27 protein-coding genes and 1 riboswitch are annotated in these 25,098 nt (G+C 68.6%); of the genes, 15 read left to right on the top strand and 12 right to left on the bottom strand.

What is annotated here, in order from left to right:
• Positions 1 to 18: 18 nt before the first annotated feature.
• Positions 19 to 229, bottom strand: a riboswitch (cobalamin riboswitch).
• Between the two features lie 120 nt (positions 230 to 349).
• Genes ACH46_RS17875 through ACH46_RS17860 form a run of 4 tightly spaced genes read right to left on the bottom strand, consistent with a single transcriptional unit; the run spans position 350 to position 2,943 of the window.
• Positions 350 to 604, bottom strand: a complete 255-nt coding sequence (locus ACH46_RS17875) for a Txe/YoeB family addiction module toxin (protein WP_062394124.1) — start codon at positions 602 to 604, stop codon at positions 350 to 352.
• Positions 605 to 856, bottom strand: coding sequence for a type II toxin-antitoxin system Phd/YefM family antitoxin (locus tag ACH46_RS17870; protein ID WP_062394123.1), 252 nt, complete (start codon positions 854 to 856; stop codon positions 605 to 607).
• Between the two features lie 54 nt (positions 857 to 910).
• Positions 911 to 1,966 carry a FecCD family ABC transporter permease gene (locus ACH46_RS17865; RefSeq protein ID WP_062394122.1) on the bottom strand — a complete coding sequence of 352 codons (1,056 nt, stop codon included), beginning with the start codon at positions 1,964 to 1,966 and terminating at the stop codon, positions 911 to 913.
• Positions 1,963 to 2,943 carry a FecCD family ABC transporter permease gene (locus ACH46_RS17860; RefSeq protein WP_062394121.1) on the bottom strand — a complete coding sequence of 327 codons (981 nt, stop codon included), beginning with the start codon at positions 2,941 to 2,943 and terminating at the stop codon, positions 1,963 to 1,965. Before ACH46_RS17860 ends, ACH46_RS17865 begins: the two co-directional genes overlap by 4 nt.
• A gap of 189 nt (positions 2,944 to 3,132) precedes the next feature.
• Here ACH46_RS17860 and ACH46_RS17855 point away from each other — a divergent pair, with 189 nt between their 5' ends.
• On the top strand, positions 3,133 to 3,633 hold the full coding sequence (locus ACH46_RS17855; RefSeq protein WP_062394120.1) for a hypothetical protein: 501 nt from the start codon (positions 3,133 to 3,135) through the stop codon (positions 3,631 to 3,633).
• Between the two features lie 83 nt (positions 3,634 to 3,716).
• Here the strand turns inward: ACH46_RS17855 and ACH46_RS17850 are convergent, their stop codons facing one another.
• Positions 3,717 to 5,105: an FAD-dependent oxidoreductase gene (locus ACH46_RS17850; RefSeq protein WP_062394119.1), complete on the bottom strand. Its 1,389-nt coding sequence runs from the start codon at positions 5,103 to 5,105 to the stop codon at positions 3,717 to 3,719.
• Positions 5,106 to 5,309: 204 nt separating this feature from the next.
• On the opposite strand from ACH46_RS17850, the gene ACH46_RS17845 reads away from it, so the two are divergent.
• Genes ACH46_RS17845 through ACH46_RS17835 form a run of 3 tightly spaced genes read left to right on the top strand, consistent with a single transcriptional unit; the run spans position 5,310 to position 7,424 of the window.
• Positions 5,310 to 5,801, top strand: a complete 492-nt coding sequence (locus tag ACH46_RS17845; RefSeq protein ID WP_062394118.1) for an Rv0361 family membrane protein — start codon at positions 5,310 to 5,312, stop codon at positions 5,799 to 5,801.
• The gene (locus ACH46_RS17840) at positions 5,798 to 6,211 is read left to right on the top strand and encodes a rhodanese-like domain-containing protein (RefSeq protein WP_062394117.1); all 414 of its coding nucleotides are present in this window, start codon (positions 5,798 to 5,800) and stop codon (positions 6,209 to 6,211) included. The genes ACH46_RS17845 and ACH46_RS17840 overlap by 4 nt, the downstream gene beginning before the upstream one ends.
• A 13-nt stretch (positions 6,212 to 6,224) precedes the next feature.
• On the top strand, positions 6,225 to 7,424 hold the full coding sequence (locus ACH46_RS17835) for an O-succinylhomoserine sulfhydrylase (protein WP_062394116.1): 1,200 nt from the start codon (positions 6,225 to 6,227) through the stop codon (positions 7,422 to 7,424).
• A 3-nt stretch (positions 7,425 to 7,427) separates the two neighbouring features.
• Here ACH46_RS17835 and ACH46_RS17830 read toward each other — a convergent pair whose 3' ends face one another.
• Both ACH46_RS17830 and ACH46_RS21830 read right to left on the bottom strand, forming a co-directional pair.
• On the bottom strand, positions 7,428 to 8,534 hold the full coding sequence (locus ACH46_RS17830; RefSeq protein WP_062394115.1) for an isochorismate synthase: 1,107 nt from the start codon (positions 8,532 to 8,534) through the stop codon (positions 7,428 to 7,430).
• A gap of 95 nt (positions 8,535 to 8,629) precedes the next feature.
• Positions 8,630 to 9,541, bottom strand: a complete 912-nt coding sequence (locus tag ACH46_RS21830; RefSeq protein WP_062394114.1) for a hypothetical protein — start codon at positions 9,539 to 9,541, stop codon at positions 8,630 to 8,632.
• 116 nt (positions 9,542 to 9,657) lie between these two features.
• On the opposite strand from ACH46_RS21830, the gene ACH46_RS17820 reads away from it, so the two are divergent.
• Positions 9,658 to 10,575 (top strand): aminotransferase class V-fold PLP-dependent enzyme, encoded by a 918-nt coding sequence (locus ACH46_RS17820; RefSeq protein ID WP_082399783.1) that lies wholly within the window; start codon positions 9,658 to 9,660, stop codon positions 10,573 to 10,575.
• A 104-nt stretch (positions 10,576 to 10,679) separates the two neighbouring features.
• Here ACH46_RS17820 and ACH46_RS17815 read toward each other — a convergent pair whose 3' ends face one another.
• From ACH46_RS17815 to ACH46_RS17800, 4 genes are all read right to left on the bottom strand, one after another.
• Entirely contained in the window at positions 10,680 to 11,231 is a 552-nt protein-coding gene (locus ACH46_RS17815) for a hypothetical protein (RefSeq protein WP_062394112.1), read from the bottom strand.
• 1 nt (position 11,232) lies between these two features.
• The gene (locus ACH46_RS17810) at positions 11,233 to 12,537 is read right to left on the bottom strand and encodes a TFIIB-type zinc ribbon-containing protein (protein WP_226995669.1); all 1,305 of its coding nucleotides are present in this window, start codon (positions 12,535 to 12,537) and stop codon (positions 11,233 to 11,235) included.
• Between the two features lie 33 nt (positions 12,538 to 12,570).
• A complete protein-coding gene (locus ACH46_RS17805; protein WP_062394111.1) occupies positions 12,571 to 13,722 on the bottom strand; it encodes an SPFH domain-containing protein in 1,152 nt (383 codons plus the stop codon).
• 177 nt (positions 13,723 to 13,899) lie between these two features.
• The gene (locus ACH46_RS17800) at positions 13,900 to 14,379 is read right to left on the bottom strand and encodes an inorganic diphosphatase (protein WP_062394110.1); all 480 of its coding nucleotides are present in this window, start codon (positions 14,377 to 14,379) and stop codon (positions 13,900 to 13,902) included.
• 116 nt (positions 14,380 to 14,495) lie between these two features.
• On the opposite strand from ACH46_RS17800, the gene dacB reads away from it, so the two are divergent.
• From dacB to tilS, 3 genes are read left to right on the top strand one after another with little or no spacing between them, the layout of a single operon-like run.
• The gene (gene dacB / locus ACH46_RS17795; protein ID WP_062394109.1) at positions 14,496 to 15,884 is read left to right on the top strand and encodes a D-alanyl-D-alanine carboxypeptidase/D-alanyl-D-alanine endopeptidase; all 1,389 of its coding nucleotides are present in this window, start codon (positions 14,496 to 14,498) and stop codon (positions 15,882 to 15,884) included.
• Positions 15,885 to 15,905: 21 nt separating this feature from the next.
• Positions 15,906 to 17,009, top strand: a complete 1,104-nt coding sequence (locus ACH46_RS17790) for a zinc-dependent metalloprotease (protein WP_062394108.1) — start codon at positions 15,906 to 15,908, stop codon at positions 17,007 to 17,009.
• A complete protein-coding gene (gene tilS, locus ACH46_RS17785) occupies positions 16,988 to 17,968 on the top strand; it encodes a tRNA lysidine(34) synthetase TilS (protein ID WP_062394107.1) in 981 nt (326 codons plus the stop codon). Before ACH46_RS17790 ends, tilS begins: the two co-directional genes overlap by 22 nt.
• A gap of 1 nt (position 17,969) precedes the next feature.
• On the opposite strand, the gene ACH46_RS17780 is transcribed toward tilS, so the two are convergent.
• Positions 17,970 to 18,638, bottom strand: a complete 669-nt coding sequence (locus tag ACH46_RS17780; protein ID WP_062394106.1) for a DUF8020 domain-containing protein — start codon at positions 18,636 to 18,638, stop codon at positions 17,970 to 17,972.
• Positions 18,639 to 18,986: 348 nt separating this feature from the next.
• On the opposite strand from ACH46_RS17780, the gene hpt reads away from it, so the two are divergent.
• The 7 genes from hpt (at position 18,987) to ACH46_RS17745 (ending at position 25,055) form a co-directional block, all read left to right on the top strand.
• The gene (hpt, locus tag ACH46_RS17775; protein WP_062394105.1) at positions 18,987 to 19,550 is read left to right on the top strand and encodes a hypoxanthine phosphoribosyltransferase; all 564 of its coding nucleotides are present in this window, start codon (positions 18,987 to 18,989) and stop codon (positions 19,548 to 19,550) included.
• Positions 19,551 to 19,743: 193 nt separating this feature from the next.
• Positions 19,744 to 22,077, top strand: a complete 2,334-nt coding sequence (gene ftsH, locus ACH46_RS17770) for an ATP-dependent zinc metalloprotease FtsH (protein WP_062395597.1) — start codon at positions 19,744 to 19,746, stop codon at positions 22,075 to 22,077.
• Between the two features lie 16 nt (positions 22,078 to 22,093).
• Positions 22,094 to 22,714: a GTP cyclohydrolase I FolE gene (gene folE, locus ACH46_RS17765; RefSeq protein WP_062394104.1), complete on the top strand. Its 621-nt coding sequence runs from the start codon at positions 22,094 to 22,096 to the stop codon at positions 22,712 to 22,714.
• Between the two features lie 53 nt (positions 22,715 to 22,767).
• The gene (folP, locus tag ACH46_RS17760; protein ID WP_062395595.1) at positions 22,768 to 23,613 is read left to right on the top strand and encodes a dihydropteroate synthase; all 846 of its coding nucleotides are present in this window, start codon (positions 22,768 to 22,770) and stop codon (positions 23,611 to 23,613) included.
• Positions 23,606 to 24,007, top strand: a complete 402-nt coding sequence (folB, locus tag ACH46_RS17755; protein ID WP_062394103.1) for a dihydroneopterin aldolase — start codon at positions 23,606 to 23,608, stop codon at positions 24,005 to 24,007. Before folP ends, folB begins: the two co-directional genes overlap by 8 nt.
• A complete protein-coding gene (folK, locus tag ACH46_RS17750) occupies positions 24,004 to 24,513 on the top strand; it encodes a 2-amino-4-hydroxy-6-hydroxymethyldihydropteridine diphosphokinase (RefSeq protein ID WP_062394102.1) in 510 nt (169 codons plus the stop codon). The genes folB and folK overlap by 4 nt, the downstream gene beginning before the upstream one ends.
• A complete protein-coding gene (locus ACH46_RS17745; RefSeq protein WP_062394101.1) occupies positions 24,510 to 25,055 on the top strand; it encodes a DUF3180 domain-containing protein in 546 nt (181 codons plus the stop codon). Before folK ends, ACH46_RS17745 begins: the two co-directional genes overlap by 4 nt.
• Positions 25,056 to 25,098: the final 43 nt, after the last annotated feature.

The following is a 25,098-nucleotide window of genomic DNA, read 5'->3' as shown; positions in this document are numbered from 1 at the left end:
CCAAGTACTGACCTCGCGGTGTCACCGCAAGGGCCAGCAGGTCTTCGGACTCGGGATCGTCCGGGACGGAACGCCTTCCCGGGACTCTTGGTCCCAGTGGCTGCGCGAGACCCTGTCTCGCGTCGTGCTCCGCCCGTCACCCACACCGCTGCGCGTCAGTTCCGGACTCTCACCGGATTCCCTGACCGGCCGTTCTCACGGACAGTCGACTGGCCCTCGCAGCGTAGCAAGCCGCCGGAAGACGGGACCGTTCCAGTCTCGCCCCAGGCTGGTGTCTCGCGCTGGGGCGAAACTGCAACAGCTCGAGACTGCCGTCGGCGCACGATGACTGGACTGATCTCAGCGGCACTCAGTAGTGGTATCGCGCTTGGAGGATGATCAGGTCGTCGTCGATGACGAGGTAGACGAGTCGGTGCTCGTCGGTGATGCGCCTGGACCAGGCTCCCGAGGCTCCGTACTTGAGTTGTTCGGGCTTGCCGATGCACTCGAAGGGGTCGCGGAGGCACGCATCGATCAGGGTGTTGATTCGTTTCAGAATCCGGCGGTCCGCAGTCTGCCAGTGCTTGTAATCGTTCCAGGCCGAGGGGTCCCAGACCAGGCGCATTCAGACGTCTCGGTCGAGGTCGTGGGTCTCTGTCGTGCCTGCACGGGCACGCTCGTAAGCATCGAGCAGACGGCGAGCGTTGGCGGGGGAGCGGAACAGGTAGGCCGTCTCCTGCCATGCCGCGTACTCGTCGGCGGGCATGAGAACCGCATTGCCGTGACGGGACACGATCTCGACGGCCTCGTGGTCGGCATTGACCCGCTCGATCAGGGGAAACAGGGTCTTACGGGCCTCACTGGCGCTGATGGACATGACATCACCTCAGAATGTGAGTGGTACAAGGTCACGGTACCACTTCGGGTTGCGCTACACCGACGACTTCCGGGCCGTCTGCACGATCAGGAAGATCAGGAACGGGCCGCCGACCGCGGCGGTCACCACGCCGACGGGGAGCCCGCCGGGAAGCGCACCGCGGCAGACGATGTCCGCGAGCAACACCATGGCGGCACCGATCAAGCCGGAGAAGACGGGTGTCGGCTGCGCGGTCTTCGCCAGGCGCAGCGCGATCTGCGGCGCCACCAGACCGACGAAGGCGATGGGGCCGGCCGCCGACACGGCCAGGGACGCCACGACCACCGCGACCAGCAGCGTTCCGTAGGTGACGACGCCGAGGCGGACGCCGAGACCGCGCGCCACGTCGGGGCCCAGACCGCTGACTGTGAGGGGTCGGGCGATGATCGCCGTCCACGCGAGACCGATGGCGGCGGCGATCATCACCGGCGCAACCGAGCTCCAGCCGGTACCGCCGAGGGAGCCGACGATCCAGCGCTGCGCGGTCGACGAGTCGTGCACGTCGGCGCGCGACAGCAGATAGCCGACCACCGCCTGCATCATCCACGTCATGCCGACGCCGATCAGGATCAGCCGCAGCGTGCTGGTGACGACCTGACCCCTGCTCCAGGCCAGCAGGTACATGAGGAAGGCGGTCGCCAGGCCGCCGAGCAGCGCCGAGGTGGGGACGCCGATGGACGCGAAGACCGAGCCGAAGCCGGTGCTGGTCGAGGTGACCGCCAGGACCACGCCGACGCTCGCGCCGGAGGTGATGCCCAGCAGATCGGGGGTAGCCAGCGGATTGCGGGTGATGACCTGCGTCAGGCAGCCGGACAGGGCCAGGCCGAAGCCGGCGAAGGCCGCGATGAGCACGCGCGGGAGGAGGTCGTCGAAGACGACGATGTTCTCCGCCACGCGGCCGCCGCCCAGCAGGATGCGTGCGGTGTCGACGGGCGTGGTGAAACCGACGGACAGCCCGACGACCATCAGCAGGAGGGTGGTCACGACGCCGATGCCGGTGCAGATCGCCAGCCGCGGTCGGACCACCCAGGAGGTGGGACCGATGTCGAGAGCGCGAGTGCGGGTGGTCATACCGTGGGAAGCCTCCTGCGACGAACCATGAGCATCAGCATCGGCCCGCCGATCAGCGCGAGGACGACACTCACCTGCGCCTCCCCGGGGCGTGCGACGACGCGGCCGAGGACGTCGCACACCAGGATCAGAAGCGCGCCGGCCAGGGCCGAGTAGGGGACGATCCATCGGTAGTCGGGGCCGGTGATCGCCCGGGCCAGATGCGGAACCACCAGGCCGAGGAAGACGATGGGGCCGCACGCGGCGGTCGCGGCGCCGGCCAGCAGGGCGATGCCGAGGACGCCGCCCGCGCGGATCAGGCCGACGCGGCCGCCGAGTGCGGTGGCCATGTCGTCGCCCAGGCTCAACACATTCAGCGACCAGCCCCCGATCAAGGCCAGGACCAGTCCGACGACGATGAACGGCAGGGTGGTCCAGAGGACGTCGGGGTCGTGCCGGATGGCGCCGACGTTCCAGAAGCGCCAGGTGTCGAGGCTGGCGCCGTCGATCAGGACGAGCGCCGAGGAGACGGCGGTGAGGCACGCGGTGAGTCCCGCGCCCGCGAGGACCAGAGTCAGCGGCGACGATCCGGTGACGTTGGCGAGGCCGAAGACCGCGGCGGCCGCGATCAGCGCACCGACCAGCCCGAGGACTGTGTTGACCAGAGTGCCGGACGTGCCGAAGACGAAGGCGCCGATGACCACGGCGCAGGCGGCACCCGCATTGATGCCGAGCAGGCCGGGGTCGGCGAGCGGGTTGCGGGTGTGCCCCTGGGTGAGGGCGCCGGCCGCGCCGATCGCCAGTCCCACCACCAGGCCGAGGACGGTGCGGGTGAGCCTGCGGTCGTAGAGGTCGGGCAGTCCGGCACCGGAGAGAGCGGTCCGGAGCGCGTCGACGGTCTCGCTCCACGGCACCACGCGTGAGCCGATCGCGACGGATGCCATGAAGGCGATCGCGATCGCGATCACCAGAAAGACGACTCCCAACCCCTTCTTCACAAAGGATTACCTTACCTAACTATGGAGGGAGCTCTCTCGTCGGGATCGGCCGGTCGGACGGATGAATCGCATGAGCGGGTGAGGTTTGCTGAACGATTCGGTAACAAGGCACTGTGACGCCGACGATAGGAGGGTAAGGGTTGGGGACACACCTTGACCCACCGACCGATGACACGAAAGGCTTTCGACATGAAGAAGTCCCTGACACGGATTGCGACGGTCGCCGTCGCTGCGGGCGCCATCGGCGCCGGCACTCTCGTCGCCGCGCCGCAGGCGCAGGCTGCAGGCCCGGGTGATCTCGCGATCATCGGTGGCGTCAGCTGCACCTTCTCCCCGTGGGGCCCCAACTGGTCCGACGGTCCCCAGTGGCAGATGCACCGCTGGATGGGTGTCGTCAACGTCGGCGGATCCACGATGACCGGCGTCACCGTCACCGAGTTCGGCGGTCCCACCAAGTGGGTCCCGGCCAACAAGGCGAAGGGCACCAAGGTCGGCCAGCTGAAGCCGGGTCAGGCCTCGATCCTGTTCTCCACCAAGTGGAAGGGCTGCTGGCCCGCCTCCATCTCCGGCTACGCCATCGCCAACCAGGTCGAGAACCCGATGAACAACGTCGGCTTCTGGCAGAACGTCCGCCAGGCTCCGCCGAAGGACGGCCAGAACGGCAAGATCGAGGAGAAGCCCACCAGCTAGTGTCTCCGGCGATCACGCCCAAGACGAACGACGAGACCCGCCCCGAATTCTCGGGGCGGGTCTCGTCGTTGTCTGTGCCGTGACTACTTCTGAACCTTGCTCGGCTCCGAGGCGGCGAGCATGTCTTCACGCTCGACCACCTTCACGCGCTCGCGGCCCTGGGCGGCGCCGAGGTTGCGCTCGTGCTCGTCGAGGCGGTACCAGCCGTCCCAGGTGGTGAACGGGATCTTGCGCTCGTTGAGCAGCTCGATCACCGCCTCCTCCGAGGGGGACTCGGCGGGGTTCAGGTGGTCGTTCTTCATGTCGTCGATGATGCACTCGACGGTCTCCGAGGCGTCGCCCTTGGTGTGGCCGATGAGGCCGACGGGGCCGCGCTTGATCCAGCCGGTGGTGTATAGACCGGTCAGGTGCTTGCCCTCGTCGAAGACGCGTCCGGCCTCGTTGGGGATGACGCCGGCCTGATCGTCGAACGGGATGTCCGGGACGTTGTCCGATAGGTAGCCGACGGCGCGGTACACGGCGGTCACATCCCAGTCGCGGGTCTTGCCGGTGCCCTTCACGTTGCCGGTGCCGTCGAGCTGGTTGCGCTCGGTGCGCAGGCCGACCACCTTGCCGTCCTCGCCGAGGATCTCGACGGGGTTCTCGAAGAAGTGCAGGAACAGCTTGTGGATCGCACCCTGCTTGGGCTCGCGGATCGCGTAGTTCTCGATGATCGTCGCGACCTGGTCGGTGATCTTGCTGGACCGGCGCGCGACGGCCGAACCCTCGTCGTAATCGATGTCTTCGGGGTCGACGATGACCTCGATGTTCGGCGAGTGGTCGAGCTCCTTGAGTTCGAGCGGCGTGAACTTGGCCTGGGCGGGACCCCGGCGACCGAAGACGTGGACCTCGACGGCCTTGTTGGCCTTGAGTCCCTGGTACACGTTGTCCGGGATCTCGGTCGGAAGGAGTTCGTCGCCGGTCTTGGCGAGCACTCGGGCCACGTCGAGGGCGACGTTGCCGACGCCGATGACGGCGACCTTCTCCTGCTCCAGTGGCCATTCGCGCGAGAAGTCCGGGTGGCCGTCGTACCAGGCGACGAACTCGCCTGCGCCGTAGCTGCGCTCCAGGTCGACGCCCGGGATCTTCAGCGCGCGGTCGTCGGTGGCTCCGGTGGAGAAGACGATCGCGTCGTAGAGCTTGCGCAGATCGGTCAGCGTGATGTCGGTGCCGTAATCGATGTTGCCGAGCAGGCGGACCTGCGGCTTGTCGAGCACCTTGTGCAGTGCGTTGATGATGCCCTTGATGCGCGGGTGATCCGGGGCGACGCCGTAACGGATCAGGCCGAACGGGGCGGGCATGCGCTCGAACAGGTCGATGCTCACGCCGCGCTGGGATGCCGTCTCCGACTTCATCAGCGCATCAGCGCAGTAGATGCCGGCAGGTCCGGCGCCGACGATCGCGACCCGCAAGGGGCGGCTGTTGTCACTCATGAACTGGTGCTTCCTCAGCTGGTTGGACAGGGATGCCTCCTACGTTATGTCTTGGCGCGCCACCGCCAAAATTTCCGTGTGAGGTATGCCTCAGTTGAATGAGCGGTGGAGAAAACTCTTGACGAATCAGGCTCGATGACCATCACCTCAGAAGGGTGCTCCACGCGCTAAGCCGCAGGTGCGGGGCCGATAGACTCGGATCTCATGAACGTAGACGAGCCCGCCGTGGACGGCCCGGACGACGAACAGACAGCCGAAGAACCGCGTTCGTGGAAGGCCGCGCTCCCCATGATGATCGCGGGCGGACTGGTCCTCGCGATCCTCGCCTGGATCGGCATCTCGGCACTGGCGAGCCCCTCCGAGGAGCGGATCTCGGATTCGGCGAAGGTTCAGCTGACGGTCAATCAGATGTACAGCGCGATGGGCACCCTGAACTATGAGCGCTACCGCGCGTCGTTCTGCGCCGCCGACGTGGCCGCGAAGGAGTTCCCGACCTCGGTGCAGTTCGCCGACGACAACCGCGCCGACAACGACGCCAAGGGCAAGATCGTCGTCTCGAGCATGGACGTGGAGGTGACCGGTGATCGCGCCGCGGTCACCGCGCACTGGAACCGGCAGAACGACGAGAACGCCAAGCAGAAGACGCAGTTGACGCTGGTCAACGAGAAGGGCGAATGGAAGGTGTGCGGACGATGACGATCACCGGAAACGTGACGTGCGAGCAGGCGTGGGAGCGTCTGTCGGAGAATCCGCGAGCCGTGCTGGTGGATTGCCGGACCCAGGCCGAGTGGAACTTCGTCGGCGTCCCCGACATCAGCTCGATCGGCAAGCGGACCGTCTTCGTCGAGTGGCTCGGATACCCGGACGGCGCGCTGAACCCGGCGTTCGTCGACCAACTGCGTGCCGCGGGTGTCACGGAGACCGACGAGGTCCTGTTCCTGTGCCGCTCCGGTCACCGTTCGCTCGGCGCCGCCGAGGCTGCGCTCGCCGCCGGTTACGAGCAGGCGTACAACATTCTGGACGGGTTCGAAGGCCCGATCGACGCCGACGGGCACCGCGGCGGCGCAGGGTGGCGAGCCGCGTCGCTGCCGTGGCAACAGTCATAAGGAGAACCGAACCGTGAGCCGAGAACTACCTGATTGGGTGTCGCCCGAGACCGTCGCAGTTCGCGGCGGAATCCTCCGTTCGGGCTTCTTCGAGACCTCCGAGGCGCTGTTCATGAACAGCGGTTACGTCTACGAGTCCGCAGAAGCAGCCGAACGCGCCTTCACCGGCGAGGACCAGCGCTTCGTCTACACCCGCTACGGCAACCCGACCGTCGCGATGTTCCAGGAACGTCTGCGTCAGATCGAGGGCACCGAGGCCTGCTTCGCGACCGCCAGCGGCATGGCCGCCGTCTTCGTCGCGCTGGCCGCGCTGCTGAAGAAGGGCAATCGCGTCGTCGCCGCCCGCAGCCTGTTCGGCTCGTGCTTCGTCATCTGCAACGAGATCCTGCCCGCGTGGGGGGTGGAGACCGAGTTCGTCGACGGCGAGGACCTGGAGCAGTGGGAACGCGCGCTCTCCACGCCCGCCGACGCCGTGTTCTTCGAGACGCCGTCCAACCCGATGCAGACCCTCGTCGACGTCCGCAAGGTCTCGGAACTGGCGCACGCCGCCGGCGCGAAGGTGGTGCTCGACAACGTCTTCGCCACCCCGCTGCTGCAGAGCGGCACTGAGATGGGCGCCGACGTGATCGTCTACTCGGGCACCAAGCACATCGACGGCCAGGGCCGTGTGATGGGCGGCGCCGTGCTCGGCACCGAGGAGTTCATCGACGGTCCCGTGAAGGCGATGATGCGCCACACCGGTCCCGCGCTGAGCCCGTTCAACGCGTGGGTGATGCTCAAGGGCCTGGAGACCATGAAGATCCGCCTGGATCAGTCGGTCGCCACCGCGCTGCGCGTCGCCGAGTTCCTCGACGCCGATCCCCGCGTCGCGAAGGCGATCTACCCCTTCCTGACGTCGCACCCGCAGTACGAGCTCGCGAAGTCGCAGATGTCCGGCGGCGGAACCGTCATCACGTTCGAGCTCGCCGAGCAGGCGGGCAAGACCGGTAAGGAGGCCGCATTCGCGATGCTGAACCGTCTCCAACTCATCGACATCTCCAACAACCTCGGCGACGCCAAGAGCCTGATCACCCACCCGGCCACCACCACGCACCGCGCGATGGGGCCGGAGGGTCGTGCCGCCATCGGTCTCACCGACTCGATGCTCCGCCTGTCCATCGGTCTGGAGAACCCGGAAGACCTGCTGCGCGACCTCGACGCCGCACTGGGCTGACGTTCAACCGGCGAGAGGCGACGGAACCGGCCCCAGCGCCGACAGCACCGTCTGGAACTTGGCCGTCGTCTCGGCGACCTCGGCGTCGGGGTCGGAGCCTGCGACGATGCCGCCGCCCGCCCACGCGGTGACGGTGGACGCCGCGGTGTCGAGCTCCAGGCAGCGGATCGAGACCACCCACTCGCCGTCGCCCGCGGCGTCGCACCAGCCGACGGCGCCCGCGTAGAAGTCGCGCGGCCCCTCGATCTCGCCGATCAGTTCGGCGGCCGCAGCGGTGGGAGTCCCGCACACGGCGGGGGTGGGGGAGAGCAGCGCGGCGAGGTCGAGCGCGGTGATCGTGGGATCGACCAGCCGACCGACGATGGGGGTCGCCAGATGCCACACGTGCTCGGTGGCGATGGTGGTCGGTCGTGCCGGGACATCGATCTCGATGCACAGCGGTGACAGGAGTTCGCGCAGGTAGTCGACCACGTAGGCGTGCTCGCGCAGGTCCTTGTCCGACCGTGCCAACCCCTCCGCGGCGTCGGGGACCGGGACGCCGGCGGCGTCGAACTTCGCCGCCGACCCCGCGTAAGGGACGCAGTGGACCGTCGCGCCGCGCTTGCGGAGCAGGAGCTCCGGACTGGCGCCGATGAGCCAGCGACCGTCGTATCCGGGTGCGGCGCGCAGGTCGGCGGCGAAGACCGTCGAATCGCCTGCGGTGGCGGCGAACCGCTGCACCATCTCCTCCGGAGAGACGGGCTCCGACAGTCGCGCCTCCAGACTGCGTGCCACCACCACCTTCTCCACCCGGCCCGCCGAGATGGCGTCGACGGCGGCCTCCACCCGCGCACGGTGGACGGCATCCGGGGTCACCGACAGGCTCTCGACCACAGATTCGACGTCGTCGGACCTCGTCTCCTCAGGGACGGGGGAGAAGACGAGGCGTTCGGGGGCGATCAGTGAGGCGGTCGCGGCGGAGTCGAAGCCGATGGCGCCGCCGACGAACTCAGCAGACCCCGAACGCAGCGCCGCGGCGGCGTCGCTCACCGACCCGTAGGCGGCGCGGACACCGAAACCGCGAGCATTGCACTCGGTGTTCGACAACACGAACGAGAGACCGGAAGACACCAGGTCAGGTTACCCGCGAACCGATGCCGTGACGGCGACGGTGTGACGCGTTCCTCGTCGACCGGGCACCGTGTTCGGCCGGGATCCGGCCTGTCTCACACCGACTTGGAGGCGGTGACGCGATCCTCGTCGATCAGCTTCTGCAGCGTCTTGCGGGCCGTGCTTCCCGCGGTCACCGAGTCGGCGGCGCTGTCGACCGCGGAGAGGTTGATGCAGCGACGGTCGTCGACCTTCGACGACGCGTACAGCCACCGCTCCGTGTGCTTGGTCGACGAGTCGTCGCGGTTCTTGGTGGACCAGTCCTGACCGGACGGACTGGTTGTGCACTTGTCCGAGAACATCACGATGGTGTGCATCGCCGTGCCGGAGCCGGTCTTGCTCAGCGATCGCAGATTGTCGGACAGCTGGGTGAGGATGCGGTCGTCGCCGTCCTCGTGGATGCGGATGAGCGTCTTGCCGTCCTCGGTGTCGGACTGTGCGTCCCACCCTGCGGGCAGACGCACCTGCACGGACACGCCGTCGCCCAGAGCGAACGACAGGGTCTTCTCTTCCGGCGTCGACTTCCACGGTGCCATCACCATCACCGTCGCCACGATCGCCGCCACCGCGAGAATCGAGATCAGTCCGAAGATCAGCGGCTTGCGGCTCTTCTTCGGCGGCGGCCCGTACGGGAACGGCCCGTACTGGCCGGGAGGGAACGGACCCTGGTGGAACGGCGGCTGCTGGAACTGGGGACCGCCGGGTTGCTGCGGTGCGCCGAACGGTTGCTGACCGTACTGGGGCTGACCGTACTGGGGCTGCGGTGCCGGCTGCTGGGGTGCCGGCTGCTGGGTCTGCGAGTACTGCGGCTGACCGTACTGCGGCTGAGAGTACTGCGGCTGAGGGTATCCGGGCTGGGCCGGCTGCTGAGGGACACCCGCGGTGTTGAAGTACGGGACACCCACCTGTGTCTCGCCGAACTGTTCTGCGCCGCCGTTCGGTTGACGCGGATCGGACGGATGAACCACTGAGTGCCTTTCTTCGCTGCTCGTTGGTCCCACGCTAACCCGATTCCGGTCTGTCATTGAAGTCGCGGTGGGTCAAATGCTTCCCGTGAATGACTCGGCGGAGGAGTCTTCTCGGCATGAGCCTCCTCCTCGAACGGGCCCCGAGCCGGGCCCCAGTCCGTCCCGCCGCGCCCGCCATGGAGCGCGGTTCCGCACCGGATCGGTTGCGCCGCTTCGTCGGCGGCCGCAGCGACGACGCCGTCGTCCTGTCCCGCACCTCCGCCGATCTGATGAGGTTGTTCGCAGCAGGGGCACCGGCTGACGTCGTGGTCCTCGCCGGCCATCCCGGACTCCCGGGAGCGCGGATCGTCGAACCGGCGGCCACGATCGACGGCACCGTCGCAGCACTCGAAGCCGAGTTGGTCGCGCGCCCGGCGGCACTCGTGGTGATCACCGCGTCGTCGGACGTCACCGGCGAAGTGCTCCCGGCCGGCCGATTCGCGTCGGCCGCCCATCGTCACGGCGCTCGCATCGTGGTCGACGCCGAGCACCTGGTGGCGCACCGCGCGGTCTCTATCGCCTCCTGGGGTATCGACTACGTGCTCTTCTCCAGCCGAGAGCTCGACGCTCTCTTCGACGTGCACGTCCTGGTCGGGCGCGGCGACTGGCTCGCCCCGGTCGCCGCACGATCCGAACCGGGCGGGGTCGCCGTCGGAGCCGTCGCCGCGTCCGCGGAAGCGCTGGTGTCGCTGGGATTCGAGGAGCTCGGCTACCGCGAGCAGGCGCTTCACCAGCGGCTCGACCGCGGCTTCGCGGCCGTGCCCGGTGTGCGTCGCATGCAGAACTTCGACGACCCGCTCGACCGCGCCGGCGTCTACGCCTTCATCGTCGACGGGCATTCCGCCGTCGAGGTCGTCGAGCACCTGTCGGTGCGGCACGGCGTCGGTGTGTGCCGGGCCCAGCCGTCCGGCGTCATCCGCGTCAGCACCGGACTCGGAACGACGGTCGACGACGTCGACCGGCTGGTGTTCGCGGTCCGGGCGCTGACATCGTGATTCCCACATGAAGCGTTGCTTCCCGCTACACGTCAGACGTGGAGCGGGAAGCAACGGCTCATGTGGGAACGGTTACCCGGCGCGGGAAGGCCGGGTCGACGACGTCACGCGGGCTGTTCCGGCTCCTGACGAGGGGCGGGCCGGGGCTGTGCGACCTCGGGTTCGGCCGGCGACGGTGCGGCGCCCGGCGGATCGGGGAGCGGCGGCAAGGTCGGGAGCTCGCCGAGGCGGGGTCGGTCGACGTCGGGATTCAGCGCCTGCTGCGTGGCTGCCGACTCCAGGGCGGCGACGCGGGGTTCCACGTCGGCGAGGGCTGCGGGCTTCGCGTCGCGGGGCAGCGACCAGATGGAGACCAGCGTGCGGTCGAGGTCCGCGGCGTCGTTCATCAACCGCGCCCGCAGTTCCAGATCTGCGACGCCTGCCTGACCGATCGTGTCATCGAGCGCGGAGACGGCTGCGGCGATGCGCCGGTGCAGTCGTGCCTCCGGATCGTGACCCAGCGCCCACTCCTGCGGGACCGTCACGTCGACGCCGGCGATGGCGGCGTTCTTCCGGCTCGCCTTGACCGATCCCAGCGCCAGCGCGATGCCGCCGGCAGCGAGAGCGCCGAGGATCAGCAGCCCGAGGACCAGGACGACGATGATGGCGGTTCCCATGTCACCTTCTTCCCCACACGAAATAGGCGATGATCGCGACGACGATCAATACCGCCACGCTCGTCGCGATGATCTTGATCTTGCTCCACGGCCGCTCACCCTGCACCTCGCCGGTCAGCCCGTTGACGAAGACCTGGAACGGCTTGCTCTCGAAATTCACCGTCAGCAGCCACAGGGGCAGCAGGACGTACATGAATTGCAGCAGGGAGAAGCTGGTCTGCTTACCGCTGATCTGCTGGTGGTCGCCGCCGATGTCCGAGCGGATGGTGGAGTCGATGATGCTGTCGATCCGCGGTTGGGCGGCGCTGTTGAAGACCTGCACCGGATCGTTGTCGTAGGTCCGTGACAGGTGACCGGCCACGAACTCCGGCTTGTACGGCGTCACCTCGGCGATCGGCCACGGCTCCAACTCCCGCACGCGGCCGGCGTCGAAGCCGGTGTTCGCGTTCTCCGGGAGGTCGCGGATGCGGTTGTGGACGGTGCCGCTGACCGACCGCCAGCGGATGCGGGTCTCGGTGTGCCGGTTCTCGCCCGAGCCGACGACCACCGTGTAGTTGTCGCCGCGGCGTCCGCGGTACTGGGTGATCGCGTCGGCGTCGTAGGTGAAGTACGACATGTAGACACTGGTGAAGGAGCCGAGCGTCCGATACTTCTTGAACTCGTTGGGCGCGAACCAGCGGCTGTTGATCCACTCGGTGATGCTTGCGCGGGCCCGATCCTCGGATACGCGCAGCGGGAGGATCCCGTCGACGGCGAGGCGCTCCGGCGAATTCTGGATGTCGGTCCGCTGGATGGGGGTGGCGCAGTACGGGCAGAGGGTGGCCGTCAGCGTGCCGTTGAAGATGGTGCGACCGCCGCACGACTGGCACGTGACCTCGCGCTCGTTGCCGGTCTGGCCGACGGGCGCTGCGAGCGTCCGCAGCTTGTCGGCCGTCGCGTGCAGGTCGTGCTTGGAGACCGAGGCCTTCGGGTCGACGACGATCGGATACGTGGTGCCGCACGACCCGCACGCCAGGTTCTGCTGGTCGGGGTTGAACGCGAGTGCCGCACCGCACGACCCGCACGGGTAGGTGCGCGTCTGCTCGGTGACGTGCAGCATCGCCCGATCCGACGCGCGCGGTGCGCGAGGCGGCTCGCTGGGAGCCTGTCGCGGCGGCGACGGAGGCTGCGGCGGGGGCGATGCGGTCGGAGCCTCGGGCACAGCTCGGTGCGGAAGCGGCGGCGGCACCGCGGACTGCGGCACCCGCGGAGCGTCGGGCAGTGGCGGCGGCACTGGGGGCTGCTGGTCCCCGGGCGGTTGGGTCATCGAAGATCTCCGCGGTGCAGAAGGAGCGTCACGCTACTGGGCGGGCGGCGGGGGAGGCGTCGGCGAGCCGGGGCCCTGCGGGGGCAGCGGCGGCGGCGCGGGCGCGAAGAGCGAGGCCAGAGCGGGAACCTGACCGGCCGGGGTCCACCCCGACAGCGTCGGCGCCCACACCAGGGTGGTCGCGGTGATGACGCCGCGCAGTTGCTCGACCGGGTAGGGGCCCACGGCCGCGCCGTTCTGCTCGATGTGGAAGACGGGGGCCGCCGGGATCGGCGGCGGTGTCTGCGCCGGTGCGTTTCCGGCCTGACCGAACTGCCCGGCCATCTGGCTCGCCATCGCCATGCCCATGCCCGCCCCCATCAGGTCGCCCATCGCCGACCCTCCGGGATTCTGCGCGGCTGCGAGCATGGCGTCGGCGGCGCGACCCTGCTGGAAGCGCTGCATGTCGCCGACGTTCTGCGTGAAACCGCGCTCCTCGACGCCGCGTGCCACACCCCGGGTCATGGCCGCCGTGATCTCGTCGGGCAGCGAGATGGTCATCTCGATCGACTCGATCGACAGGCCGAACTCGTCGTCGACGCGCGTCTGGACGTATTCGCGGAGCTTCTCGCTCAGTTCGCCCTGCTTGCCCTGCAGGTCGATGGCACCGACGCCGGTCTCCAGGATCATGTCGGAGAACGCCGTGGCGATGACGCGGCGCAGCAGCTCGGAGATCTCGTTCGAGTCCACCTGGCTGTCGGTGCCGATGACCTCGCGCAGGAAGATCTCCGGGTCGGCGATGCGGATGACGCACAGACCGTTGGCACGCACCTGCACCATGCCGAAGTCCGGGTCGCGCAGTGTGATGGGATTCGGGGTGCCCCAGCGCAGGTCGGTGACCGGGCGACGGTTGACGAAGTACACCTCGCTGCGGAACGGACTGTTGAAGCCGTGCTTCCAGCCCTGCAGCGTGCTCATGATCGGCAGCGCTTCGGTGGTCAACTGGTAGTGGCCCGGACCGAACTGGTCGGCCAGCTGTCCGCGGTAGACGAAGACCGCCTGCTGGCCCTCGCGGACGATCAGCTCGGCACCGTTCTTGATCTCGTTGTTGTAGCGCGGGAAACGCCAGGCGAGCGTCGACCGCGAGTCGTCGATCCACTCGATGATGTCGACGAGCTCGCCGCGCATCTTGGCCATGATTCCCATGTGCTCACCCCGTTGTCGTCGTCGAGCCGTCGGTGGACCCGATCCGCCAGTGCCTTCTATTAGACCGTACAGATCCGACACCCTCGACCGCACGAACGAATGACGCCACGGTCGACCGAACGAACGATCCCCCGCGGCCGTGGTGGCAGCGGGGGATCGAAGTGAACGCTGAGGGGATCAGCCCTGGAAGCGGTCGACGGCGGCCTGGGCGACCTTGGCCGCCTCGTCCTTGCCGACCCAGCCACCGGCGGTGACTTCCTTGCCCGGCTCCAGATCCTTGTAGTGCTCGAAGAAGTGCGCGATGGCCTTCAGCTCGAACTCGTTGACGTCGTTGATGTCCTGGATGTGATCCCAGCGGGGGTCGCCCGCGGGAACTGCGAGCAGCTTGTCGTCGCCGCCGGCCTCGTCGGTCATGGTGAACATGCCGACGATGCGAGCCTTGACGATGACGCCGGGGAACACGGACTCGGGCAGGAGGACCATCGCGTCCAACGGGTCGCCGTCCTCACCGAGGGTGTGGTCGATGTAGCCGTAGTCGGCCGGGTAACCCATCGGGGTGTAGAGGTAGCGGTCCAGGTAGATCTTCCCGGTCTCGTGATCGATCTCGTACTTGTTACGACCACCCTTGGGGATCTCGATGGTGACCTCGAACTCCATGCTGCCTCCTGTTGCTTCTGCGCCTGCTGATCTGGGACTCGCGGCGGGAAATTGCTTCGACGGGTGTCAAGGATACTGTTAAGACCGTCCCTCGCAGTCCCCAGACCGGAGTACATGTGGCACAGCCGACAAGTCCTGCCGCCCGTCGGCCGCGTAGATTCCTGCGCTGGTTCTTGATCGTCGCCCTGGTGGTGCTCCTGGCAGCCGGTGCGGGCGGGGGCTGGTGGCTCTACCAGAACCGGGCCGATCCGATCCCGGCCGGGACGCCCGCGCAGCCCGCGCTGACGTCGGTGGACCCGAGCATCGTCGCCGTCTCCAAGAACGCACCGGTCCCGACCCGGGCCGGCGTGGCGAAGGCACTGTCGAAGCCGCTCAAGAACGACGCGCTCGGCAAGTTGACCGGCCAGATCACCGATCCGCTGACCGGCACCGTGCTGTGGTCGAAGGGCGCCGACGAGCCGCGGGTCCCCGCGTCCAACGCCAAGATCCTCACCGCGTCCGCAGTGCTGCTGGCCCTCCCGCACGATGCGCGCCTCACCACCAAGGTGGTCCTGGACCCCTCCGGCCGCGCCGTCATCATCGGCGCCGGCGATCCGACCCTCACCTCCACCCTGAAGGGCGATCCGAGCTTCTACTCCGACCCGGCACACATCGAGGACCTCGCCGAGCAGATCAAGAAGTCGGGGAAGACCGTCACCTCGATCGCCGTCGACACCTCGCTGTTCACCGGCCCCTCGATGTCCAAGACCTGGGACCGCGGTGACATCAAGGGCGGCGACATCGCCCCCATCGAGTCGTTGATGGTCGACGGCGGCCGACTCAAGCCGAACGACGAGTACTCGCCCCGCACCGAGGAACCCGCCCTCGACGCCGGCCGCGCGCTGGCGAGCGCACTGGGCATCAACAGTGAGGTGGAGGAGACGACCGCGCCGTCGAACGCCCCCACCATCGCGCAGGTCCAGTCCGCGCCCCTCACGGTGCGCGTCGGAGACATGATGCGGTTCAGCGACAACGTCCTGGCCGAGTCGCTCGCCATCGAACTGGCTCGCGCCACTGGAGGCGAGGCGAGCATCGAGGGCGGTGCGAAGGCCGTCCTGACGACGTTGAGTGAGAACGGTTTCGCCGCCGACGAGGCGACTCTGGTGGACTCGTCGGGGATCTCGTACGCCGACCGGGTGCCCGCGTCACTGCTCGATCAGCTGATGTCCGCAGCGGCAGGGGAGGGGCACCCGAAGCTGCGGTCGCTGCTCGACTCCCTGCCCGTCGCCGCAGGCACCGGCACCCTCGCCGACCGCTTCGATCCCAAACTCACCGCCGGTGCCGGGTGGGTGCGGGGCAAGACCGGAACACTGACGGGCGTGAGTTCGTTGACCGGAGTAGTGCAGACCGTCGACGGTCGCGTCCTGGCCTTCGCCATGATCTCCGGTGGAACCTCCCCCGAAGACGCACGCCCCGCCGTCGACGCGGTGGTGGGCGCCCTGCGCGACTGCGGCTGCCGCGGCTGACCGACCGGAAGGAACAAGACTGTGGATACCGTCGCCGACACGGAGCAGGCACCCGCCGACAACTCGGGTCCTGCTGAGAACATCGACTGGGGGCTCGCCGCGACCATCGGCAAGCGCGTCGCGCGCCCCGGGCCGCGCGTCACCCGTTACACGTGGGAACGAGCCAACGCCGAACTGCTCGACGCCGCCGTCCGCGCCGAGGGCCCCGTCCGCGAGGTGACCGGACTGGCCGACGGCCTCGCCGTTCCCACCGCGCAGATCCTGGACCGCTCGGGCTGGATCGACGCCGCCTCCCGCTCCATGCCCGCGATGCTGGCGCCGGTGCCGTCCGCCGATGAGGCCGAGAACGCGTCCGACGACCACCGCTCCGGCCACGGCATCAGCGGCAAGATCGCCGGCGTGCAGGCCGGCGGCCTGCTCGCCTTCATGTCGAGCGCCATCCTCGGCCAGTACGACCCGTTCAGCGTGGATCCGCAGACCGGGCAGGAGGGCGTCCTGATGCTGGTGGCGCCCAACATCATCGCCGTGGAACGCGCCCTGCGGGCGGACCCGTCGGACTTCCGCCTCTGGGTGTGCCTGCACGAGGTGACCCACCGCGTGCAGTTCTCCGCCAACCCGTGGTTGGCCGACTACATGCGCTCCAACGTGGCGTCGTTGACCGGCACCGACGACGATTCGGTCGCCGACCTGGTCGGCCGCGTCACCGAGAGTCTGCGCAGCGGCAAGCAGCGTGAGAAGGGCGTCATCGGCCTGATGCAGTTGGTGCAGTCGCCCGAGCAGTTCGAGTCCTTCGAACGGGTCCTGGCGCTCGGCACCCTCCTCGAAGGCCATGCCGATCACGTGATGGACGCCGTCGGCCCGGCCCACGTGCCGAGCGTCGAATCGATTCGTGCCGCCTTCGACCAGCGTCGCAAGGGGCCCAAGAACCCGCTGCAGCGACTGATCCGCGCCCTCATCGGCATGGACGCCAAGATGGCGCAGTACGTCCGCGGCAAGGCCTTCGTCGACCACGTGGTCGAGAGGGTGGGGATGGAGCAGTTCAACACCATCTGGACCTCCCCCGAGACCATGCCGCTGATGGCGGAGATCGATCAGCCCGACGCATGGATCGAGCGAGTTCTCTGACACCCGAGTCCGCGGCGGCCCAGCGCGCGGTGATCGGCGCGGTCCGGGCGTTCGCCGCCCGGTACGCGCCGGCCGACCGGGTCTGCGTCGGCCTCTCCGGCGGCGCCGACTCCCTGGCGTTGACGGCTGGCGCCCTCCGCGCGGGCCTGGACGTGCACGCGGTGGTGGTGGACCACCGTCTGCAGGACGGGTCGGGCGAGGTGGCTCAGCGCGCCGCCGACATCGCACGACGGCTCGGTGCCACCGCCGAGGTCTGCGCGGTGACCGTCGACGGCCCCGGCGGCACCGAGGCGGCAGCACGCCGCGTCCGGTACGGGGCGCTCGACGATGCGCGCAGCTCGCGGCCGGTCCTGCTCGGGCACACTCTCGACGACCAGGCCGAGACTGTCCTGCTGGGCCTCGGTCGCGGTTCCGGTGCCCGGTCGCTGGCCGGGATGCGTGCGTGGTCGCGGCCGTGGGGGCGACCGCTGCTCGGTATCCGACGGGCGCAGACCCGCGCGGCGTGCGAGGGGTGGGGACTGCGGGTCTGGGACGACCCGCACAACGACGACCCGCGCTTCACCCGCGTCCGGGTCCGCTCCGAGGTGCTGCCGCTGCTCGACGACGTCCTCGGCGGCGGCGTGACAGAAGCTCTGGCGCGGACCGCTCTGCAGCTGCAGGACGATCTCGACGCCCTCGACGATCCTGCCGACGATCTCCTCGCCGACTGCGCATACGGCCGCGTACTGGATCTGGAGCCGCTCGACGACGTCCCCGCAGCCCTGCGCACCCGCGTGCTGCGCGCCTGGCTGCTCTCGATCGGAGCGCCGGAGCCGTCGTACCGCACGGTGTCGGCGGTCGACGCCCTCGTCACCGACTGGCACGGACAGGGTTCCGTCGCCGTCGGCGGAGACGAACGAGCCCGCCTCGTCGTGACGAGGCGGGCTCGGGAGCTTCGCGCGGGGCGCGAGTCGCGCTGACCTAGATGTAGCAGGTCTTCGGCTTGAACTTCTTCTGGTTGATGGTTCCGAAGTAGCGGGCGAACGCACCGTTGATGGCAGCGCCGGCGAGGCCGCCGACTGCTCCGATAGCGGCACCGGCGAGGCCTGCTACGGGAAGGAGGGGGCCGCCGAGGAGACCGATGATGAGGCCGATGACGGCACCGGCGACGGCGCCGATGGTGGCTGCAGTGGCAAGCTCGGTCTGCAGGGTCTGCAGGGCCTGCTGGTCACGCTGCTTCTTGGTCTGCGGGCCGCAGATGACCTTGTCCTTCGCGGCGGGCTTCGCGCCCGCCTTCAGAACGCTCTCCGGAGTGTCGACCGAACGCTTCACGTCCTTCGACGCGACGAGAGTCGCGACATTGCCCTTCACCTTCGCGTCGATCGGGTAGGTGCGCGCGTCCTTGCCGGTGTAGCTCAACGGGACGGTCTCGAGGGTCTTGCCCGCGTTGTTGCGGAGTTCCAGGCCCTTGTCGGTCACGACGATGGATCCGTTGTGGATCCGCACAATGACATCGCCGTCAGTGCCCTTCTGGACGTCGGCGGTCGCCTTCGCGGGCGCCGCGTTGACCGGTGCAGCCAGGAAGGGCAGCGCAGTCAGCACCGCGAGCAGCGTGATGAACACACCGCGGATCAGGTGGCGGAAAGACATGTGGTTCCTCTCAGAAACAGGATCGTGGTGACGTAACCGACACCGAATCTTTATCAAAGATGGCAGACAACGGCGGATCACGCTAGTCCGAATTGGGATGTTTTTTGGAGAATGGGACGTGAGGGGCCCTTGTAGGCACAATTTGGACCGTTCGGATGACAACGAGATTCACCCCAATGGGGTACATGTCGGCCTTGACTCGCGGCGGAGATCGTGACCCGGACGGTGGCGTGGCGCTGCTGAGTTCGCTCGGCGTTCCCGACGGGAATGTCGGAGATGCGGCGCCGCCGGTCGGTGGATAGCCAAACCCGCTCTCGAGTCCGCCGAACGACATGCGAAGCTAGAAGGGTGGAGCGCGACGATTGCTATGGCGATGACATCGAAGAAGTCCTGATCACTCAGGAACAGATTCAGGCGCGGACGGTCGAGATGGCCCATGCGGTGAGCGAGCGGTACAAGGACGCACCCGAGGACGTCGTCCTCATCGGCGTCCTCAAGGGCGCGGTCATGTTCATGACCGACTTCGCTCGCGCCCTCTCGATCCCGTCGCAACTCGAGTTCATGGCGGTCTCCAGCTACGGCTCGTCGACGTCGTCGTCGGGCGTCGTCCGGATCCTCAAGGACCTCGACCGCGACATCACCAATCGCGACGTCCTCATCGTCGAGGACATCATCGACTCGGGGCTGACCCTCTCGTGGCTCATCAAGAACCTCGCGACGCGCTCGCCGCGCTCGCTGGAGGTCGTGACCCTCCTGCGCAAGCCGGACGCCGTCCGCGCGACCCTCGAGGTGGCTGATGTGGGCTTCGACATCCCGAATGAGTTCGTCGTCGGCTACGGCCTCGACTTCGCCGAGCGGTACCGCGATCTGCCGTACGTGGGCCGCCTGCACCCGTCGGTCTACTCCGACTGACACCCGCCGAGGAACCAATCGGTCGCTTCGGGCGTTAACGGGTCAGTCGGCGGCTGTCGTCGACGGATCAAGCGGCGACGACGGTTATGCGGCCCGCTACAGGTAGCCTCGTATTCCGAGCCGACGGGAAGGACAACGGGCGCGGCGACGTGATGACTCACCATCACCGGGATCCGTGCCCTCGCGTGCACGCATGAATCGCAAGACACTGTTCCGGAATCTGGCCATCGTGGCCGTCATTCTGTTCGCGATCTGGGGTTTCTCGATGCTCCGGAACTCCGACCGCGAGTACACGGACGTCGACACGTCGGTGGCGATGACCCAGTTGGACAAGAAGAACGTGAAGTCGGTCCAGATCGACGATCGCGAGCAGCGCCTGCGGGTGGAGCTCAAGACGCCGATCAAGCAGGGTGACTCCGAAGCCAGCAAGATTCAGACCCAGTACCCGGCGCAGGTGTCCAGTCGGATCTTCGACGCGGTCACCAAGACCGGCGCCGAGTACCAGACCAACGTCACCAAGGACTCGGGGATCTGGCAGTCGATCCTGGTCTTCATCCTCCCGATGATCATCCTGTTCGGCCTGTTCCTGTTCGTGATGAGCCGCATGCAGGGCGGTCGCGGCGGAGTGATGGGCTTCGGCAAGTCGAAGGCCAAGCAGCTCACCAAGGACATGCCCAAGACGACGTTCCAGGACGTCGCCGGCGCGGATGAGGCCGTCGAGGAGCTCGACGAGATCCGTGACTTCCTGCAGAACCCGGCGCGCTATCAGGCGCTCGGCGCCAAGATCCCGAAGGGCGTGCTGCTGTACGGCCCGCCCGGAACCGGTAAGACGCTGCTGGCACGCGCCGTCGCCGGCGAGGCCGGCGTCCCGTTCTTCACCATCTCCGGCTCGGACTTCGTCGAGATGTTCGTCGGTGTGGGCGCCTCCCGCGTCCGCGACCTGTTCGAGCAGGCCAAGCAGAACAGCCCCTGCATCATCTTCGTCGACGAGATCGACGCCGTCGGCCGCCAGCGCGGCGCGGGCATGGGCGGCGGTCACGACGAGCGCGAGCAGACGCTGAACCAGCTGCTGGTGGAGATGGACGGCTTCGGCGACCGCTCCGGCGTCATCGTGATGGCCGCGACCAACCGCCCCGACATCCTGGATCCGGCGCTGCTGCGTCCGGGCCGCTTCGACCGGCAGATCCCGGTTTCGAATCCCGACATCGCGGGTCGCAAGGCGATCCTCGGCGTGCACGCCAAGGGCAAGCCGATCGCGCCCGACGCCGACCTCGACGGCCTGGCCAAGCGCACGCCCGGCATGTCCGGTGCGGACCTCGCGAACGTCATCAACGAGGCCGCCCTGCTCACCGCGCGTGAGAACAAGACCGTGATCAACGGCGAGGCCCTGGAAGAGGCCGTCGACCGCGTGATCGGCGGGCCCCGTCGCAAGAGCCGCGTCATCAGCGAGCACGAGAAGAAGGTCGTCGCCTACCACGAGAGCGGTCACACGCTCGCCGCGTGGGCGATGCCCGACCTGGACCCGATCTACAAGGTGACGATCCTGGCCCGCGGCCGGACCGGCGGCCATGCGCTCGCCGTGCCCGAGCAGGACAAGGACGTCATGACGCGGTCGGAGATGATCGCGCGCCTGGTGATGGCGATGGGAGGTCGTGCCGCCGAGGAGCTCGTGTTCCACGAGCCGACCACCGGCGCCAGCTCCGACATCGATCAGGCCACCAAGATCGCGCGCGCCATGGTCACCGAGTACGGCATGAGCGCCAAGCTCGGCGCCGTCCGCTACGGCCAGGAGCAGGGCGACCCGTTCCTGGGCCGCGGCATGGGCTCCACTCCGGAGTACTCCAGCGGCGTCGCCGCGGAGATCGACGAAGAGGTCCGCAACCTGATCGAGGCCGCGCACACCGAGGCGTGGGCCATCCTCAACCAGTACCGCGACGTGCTCGACGTCCTCGCCGGTCAGCTCCTGGAGAAGGAGACGCTGATCCGCAAGGATCTGGAGGTGATCCTCGAAGAGGTCACCAAGCGTCCGCGCATCACGAAGTTCGACGTCTTCGGCGAGCGCACGCCCAGCAGCAAGCCGCCGATCAAGACGCCCGGCGAGCTCGCGAAGGAACGCGGCGAACCGTGGCCTCCGGTCGAGGAGCCGGTCCCGGTGCCCGCGCCGACCGCTCCGACCACCGGTCAGCAGGCCTACGGCCAGCCCGCGAACGGCGCCCCCGCGCAGTACGGTCAGCCGCAATACGGGCAGCAGCCGGTGTACGGCCAGCCCTACGGTCAGCAGCCCCAGCACGGGCAGCCCCAGTACGGCGAACCTCAGCATGCCGCTCCGCAGTACGGGGATCCGCAATACGGACAGTACGGTCAGCCGCAGTACGGTGCTCCGCAGCACGGAGCGCCGGGGGAGCAGAATGGTGGCGCGCCGACGGGCGGGCAGCAGACTCACGGCACCCGACCGGATTACGGTGCTCCGCGCGACTGGTCGGCCCCCGGGTGGCCGCCCGCAGACCCGCCGCGCGACGGTCAGTGAAGGAGATCTGAAAGACATGACGACGGACCACGCAGTGGACGCATTGGCAGTTCCGGACACCGCTGAGACCAAGGTGTTCGACCAGGAGCGTGCCGAGGCCGCCGTGCGCGAGCTGCTGTTGGCGGTGGGCGAGGACCCCGACCGCCCCGGCCTGCAGCGCACCCCGCATCGCGTCGCGAAGGCCTACGCGGAGATGTTCGCCGGCCTGTACTGCGATCCCGACGAGGTGCTCGCCACCGTCTTCGACGAGAACCACGAAGAGCTGGTGCTGGTCAAGGACATCCCGATGTACTCCACGTGCGAGCACCACCTCGTCTCATTCCACGGCGTCGCCCACGTCGGCTACATCCCCGGCCCCACCGGCCAGGTGACGGGCCTGTCGAAGCTGGCGCGCGTCGTCGACCTGTACGCGAAGCGCCCGCAGGTGCAGGAACGTCTCACCAGCCAGATCGCCGACGCCCTGGTCCGCAAGCTCAACCCGCGCGGTGTCATCGTCGTCATCGAGGCCGAGCACCTGTGCATGGCGATGCGCGGCATCCGCAAGCCGGGCGCCCGCACCACCACGTCCGCGGTGCGCGGTCTGTTCAAGACCAGTGCGGTCTCCCGCGGCGAAGCGCTGGACCTGATCACCCGGTGACCTCCGAGCGTCCGGTGACGGTCCACGAGGACTCTCACGAACGCACCCTCGTCATGGGGGTGCTCAACGTGACGGCCGACTCGTTCTCCGACGGCGGCCGCTTCCTGCGGACCGACAAGGCTGTCGAGCACGGCCTGGAACTGCTCGCCGCGGGCGCCGACATCATCGACGTCGGTGGCGAGTCCACGCGGCCGGGCGCCGTCCGGGTGGACCCGGCGACCGAATCGGCGCGCGTCCTTCCGGTGATCCGCGAGCTCGTCGCCGCGGGAGCCAGGATCTCCGTCGACACCATGCGCGCGGCCGTCGCCGCCGATGCGCTCGCCGCGGGCGCCGCGATCATCAACGACGTCTCCGGCGGTCGTGCCGACGCCGACATGGGTCGCGTTCTCGCCGACGCGGGCGTGCCGTGGATCCTGATGCACTGGCGTCCGGCGGGCAGCGGTCCCACCGGCGACAGGCACTTCACCCACCGCGTCGACGACGCAGGCGGCTACCGCGACGTGGTGGCCGAGGTCTCGGGCGAGCTGCTCGGCCAGGTGGACGCCGCCGTCGCTGCCGGCGTGGACCCCGACCAGATCGTCCTGGACCCCGGTCTCGGGTTCGCGAAGACCGCCGACCACAACTGGGCGCTGCTGCACGCGCTGCCGACCCTCGTCGGCCTCGGCTTCCCCGTGCTCATCGGCGCGTCCCGCAAACGTTTCCTCGGTACGCTGCTGGCGGCCGACGGCGTCGATCGACCGCCGGCCGGTCGCGAGGTCGCCACCGCGGCGATCTCCGCGCTGTCCGCGGCGGGCGGCGCCTGGGGCGTTCGAGTGCACGACGTCGCATCCAGTCGCGACGCGATCGAGGTGGCCACCGCCTGGCGGGGCGGCGGCAGGAGAGGCAGAGAACATGGCTGACCGGATCGAGCTGCGCGGCCTGCGCGTCCGCGGCAACCACGGGGTGTTCGACCACGAGCGCCGCGACGGCCAGGACTTCCTCATCGACATCACCCTGTGGCTCGACCTGCAGCAGGCCGCGGCGAGCGACGACCTTGCCGACACCGTCGACTACGGCGCCCTCGCGCAGACCGCGCACGATATCGTCGCCGGGACGCCGCGCAATCTGATCGAGACGGTCGGCGCGGAGATCGCCGACGCGATCATGGTCGACGAACGGATCTCGGCCGTCGAGGTGACCGTCCACAAGCCGTCCGCGCCGATCCCCCTCGCCTTCGACGACGTCGCCGTCGTCACCCGGCGATCGCTGAAGACCCCGTCCATCGCGGTGGCACGAGAGGGTCTGACGCCATGACGACCCGGGTGGTGCTGTCCGCGGGCTCGAACATCGGCGACAGCCGCGCGCACCTGCGGACCGTCGTCGACGCCCTCGGCGACGACCTCCGCGCAGTGTCCGACGTGCACGTGACGCCCCCGTGGGGCGGCGTGGAACAGGACGACTTCGCGAACATCACCCTCATCGCCGACGGCGATCGCACACCCCGCGAATGGCTGGAGTTCTGCTGGGAACTGGAGCGCGCCGCCGACCGCGTCCGCGAGATCCGCTGGGGGCCGCGGACCCTCGACGTCGACGTCGTGTCCGTCGAGGCTGACGGTGAGCCGGTGGTGTCCGACGACGAGGCGCTGACCCTGCCGCACCCGCGGGCCCGCGACCGCGCCTTCGTGCTGGTCCCGTGGCTCCAAATAGATTCCGACGCGCAGTTGTGGACGCCCGACGGCGTGCGGCCGGTCGCCGATCTGGTCGCTGCGCTCGATCCCGCCGAGGTGGCGGGCGTGCACAGCACCGGGGAGCAGCCGTGACGGCGCCCGTACCGACCGGGAAGCCCGGTCCCGACGACGAGCACAAGCTCGGCCCCACCCGGGTCCGCGACCTCCTCGCCGTCGCCGTGGTGGCGGCGCTCGCGCTGTGGATCGTCATCCGCTACAACTACGGCGCCTTCCCGAGCCTGCCGTGGCTCGCCGGGATCTCCCTCTACGCCGTCGCCGCACTCGAAGTGGTCATCGGTTTCGTCGTCCGCAAACGGATCGCCGACCGCGAGATCGGCTCTGGCAGCAGACAACTGCATCCGATCAATGTCGCGCGCCTCGTCGCCCTCGCAAAGGCGTCGGCGATCCTCGGTGCCGTCGCGGCGGGCGGATGGGCCGGCATCCTGGTCTTTCTGCTGCAGAACCTGATCCTCGACGCCGCGCGCGCCGACCGTCCGGGCGCGATCATCGGCATCGTCGGCGGTGTCCTCCTCGCGGCCGCGGCGCTCTGGTTGGAGCACTGCTGCCGCACGCCCGATGATCCGATGTCCGACAATGCCGACCCAGCCCCGGACGGGTCGCCGACGGTCGCCTGAGCGTCGAATCTCCGACACGGCACCCGTGTGACACCGGTCGCGT

The organism is Gordonia phthalatica (genome assembly GCF_001305675.1).
Taxonomy (GTDB): Bacteria; Actinomycetota; Actinomycetes; order Mycobacteriales; family Mycobacteriaceae; genus Gordonia; species Gordonia phthalatica.
Note: the sequence above shows the minus strand (reverse complement) of the source record. Positions and strands in the feature narration are given on the sequence as shown.

What these genes read in the sequence shown, in the direction of transcription:
- ACH46_RS17875 (WP_062394124.1), bottom strand. Translation starts at nt 604, where the DNA reads ATGCGCCTGGTCTGGGACCCCTCGGCCTGGAACGATTACAAGCACTGG.
- ACH46_RS17870 (WP_062394123.1), bottom strand. Translation starts at nt 856, where the DNA reads ATGTCCATCAGCGCCAGTGAGGCCCGTAAGACCCTGTTTCCCCTGATC.
- ACH46_RS17865 (WP_062394122.1), bottom strand. Translation starts at nt 1,966, where the DNA reads ATGACCACCCGCACTCGCGCTCTCGACATCGGTCCCACCTCCTGGGTG.
- ACH46_RS17855 (WP_062394120.1), top strand. Translation starts at nt 3,133, where the DNA reads ATGAAGAAGTCCCTGACACGGATTGCGACGGTCGCCGTCGCTGCGGGC.
- ACH46_RS17850 (WP_062394119.1), bottom strand. Translation starts at nt 5,105, where the DNA reads ATGAGTGACAACAGCCGCCCCTTGCGGGTCGCGATCGTCGGCGCCGGA.
- ACH46_RS17845 (WP_062394118.1), top strand. Translation starts at nt 5,310, where the DNA reads ATGAACGTAGACGAGCCCGCCGTGGACGGCCCGGACGACGAACAGACA.
- ACH46_RS17840 (WP_062394117.1), top strand. Translation starts at nt 5,798, where the DNA reads ATGACGATCACCGGAAACGTGACGTGCGAGCAGGCGTGGGAGCGTCTG.
- ACH46_RS17820 (WP_082399783.1), top strand. Translation starts at nt 9,658, where the DNA reads ATGAGCCTCCTCCTCGAACGGGCCCCGAGCCGGGCCCCAGTCCGTCCC.
- ACH46_RS17815 (WP_062394112.1), bottom strand. Translation starts at nt 11,231, where the DNA reads ATGGGAACCGCCATCATCGTCGTCCTGGTCCTCGGGCTGCTGATCCTC.
- ACH46_RS17810 (WP_226995669.1), bottom strand. Translation starts at nt 12,537, where the DNA reads ATGACCCAACCGCCCGGGGACCAGCAGCCCCCAGTGCCGCCGCCACTG.
- ACH46_RS17805 (WP_062394111.1), bottom strand. Translation starts at nt 13,722, where the DNA reads ATGGGAATCATGGCCAAGATGCGCGGCGAGCTCGTCGACATCATCGAG.
- ACH46_RS17800 (WP_062394110.1), bottom strand. Translation starts at nt 14,379, where the DNA reads ATGGAGTTCGAGGTCACCATCGAGATCCCCAAGGGTGGTCGTAACAAG.
- tilS (WP_062394107.1), top strand. Translation starts at nt 16,988, where the DNA reads ATGGATCGAGCGAGTTCTCTGACACCCGAGTCCGCGGCGGCCCAGCGC.
- ACH46_RS17780 (WP_062394106.1), bottom strand. Translation starts at nt 18,638, where the DNA reads ATGTCTTTCCGCCACCTGATCCGCGGTGTGTTCATCACGCTGCTCGCG.
- ftsH (WP_062395597.1), top strand. Translation starts at nt 19,744, where the DNA reads ATGAATCGCAAGACACTGTTCCGGAATCTGGCCATCGTGGCCGTCATT.
- folE (WP_062394104.1), top strand. Translation starts at nt 22,094, where the DNA reads ATGACGACGGACCACGCAGTGGACGCATTGGCAGTTCCGGACACCGCT.
- folP (WP_062395595.1), top strand. Translation starts at nt 22,768, where the DNA reads ATGGGGGTGCTCAACGTGACGGCCGACTCGTTCTCCGACGGCGGCCGC.
- folB (WP_062394103.1), top strand. Translation starts at nt 23,606, where the DNA reads ATGGCTGACCGGATCGAGCTGCGCGGCCTGCGCGTCCGCGGCAACCAC.
- folK (WP_062394102.1), top strand. Translation starts at nt 24,004, where the DNA reads ATGACGACCCGGGTGGTGCTGTCCGCGGGCTCGAACATCGGCGACAGC.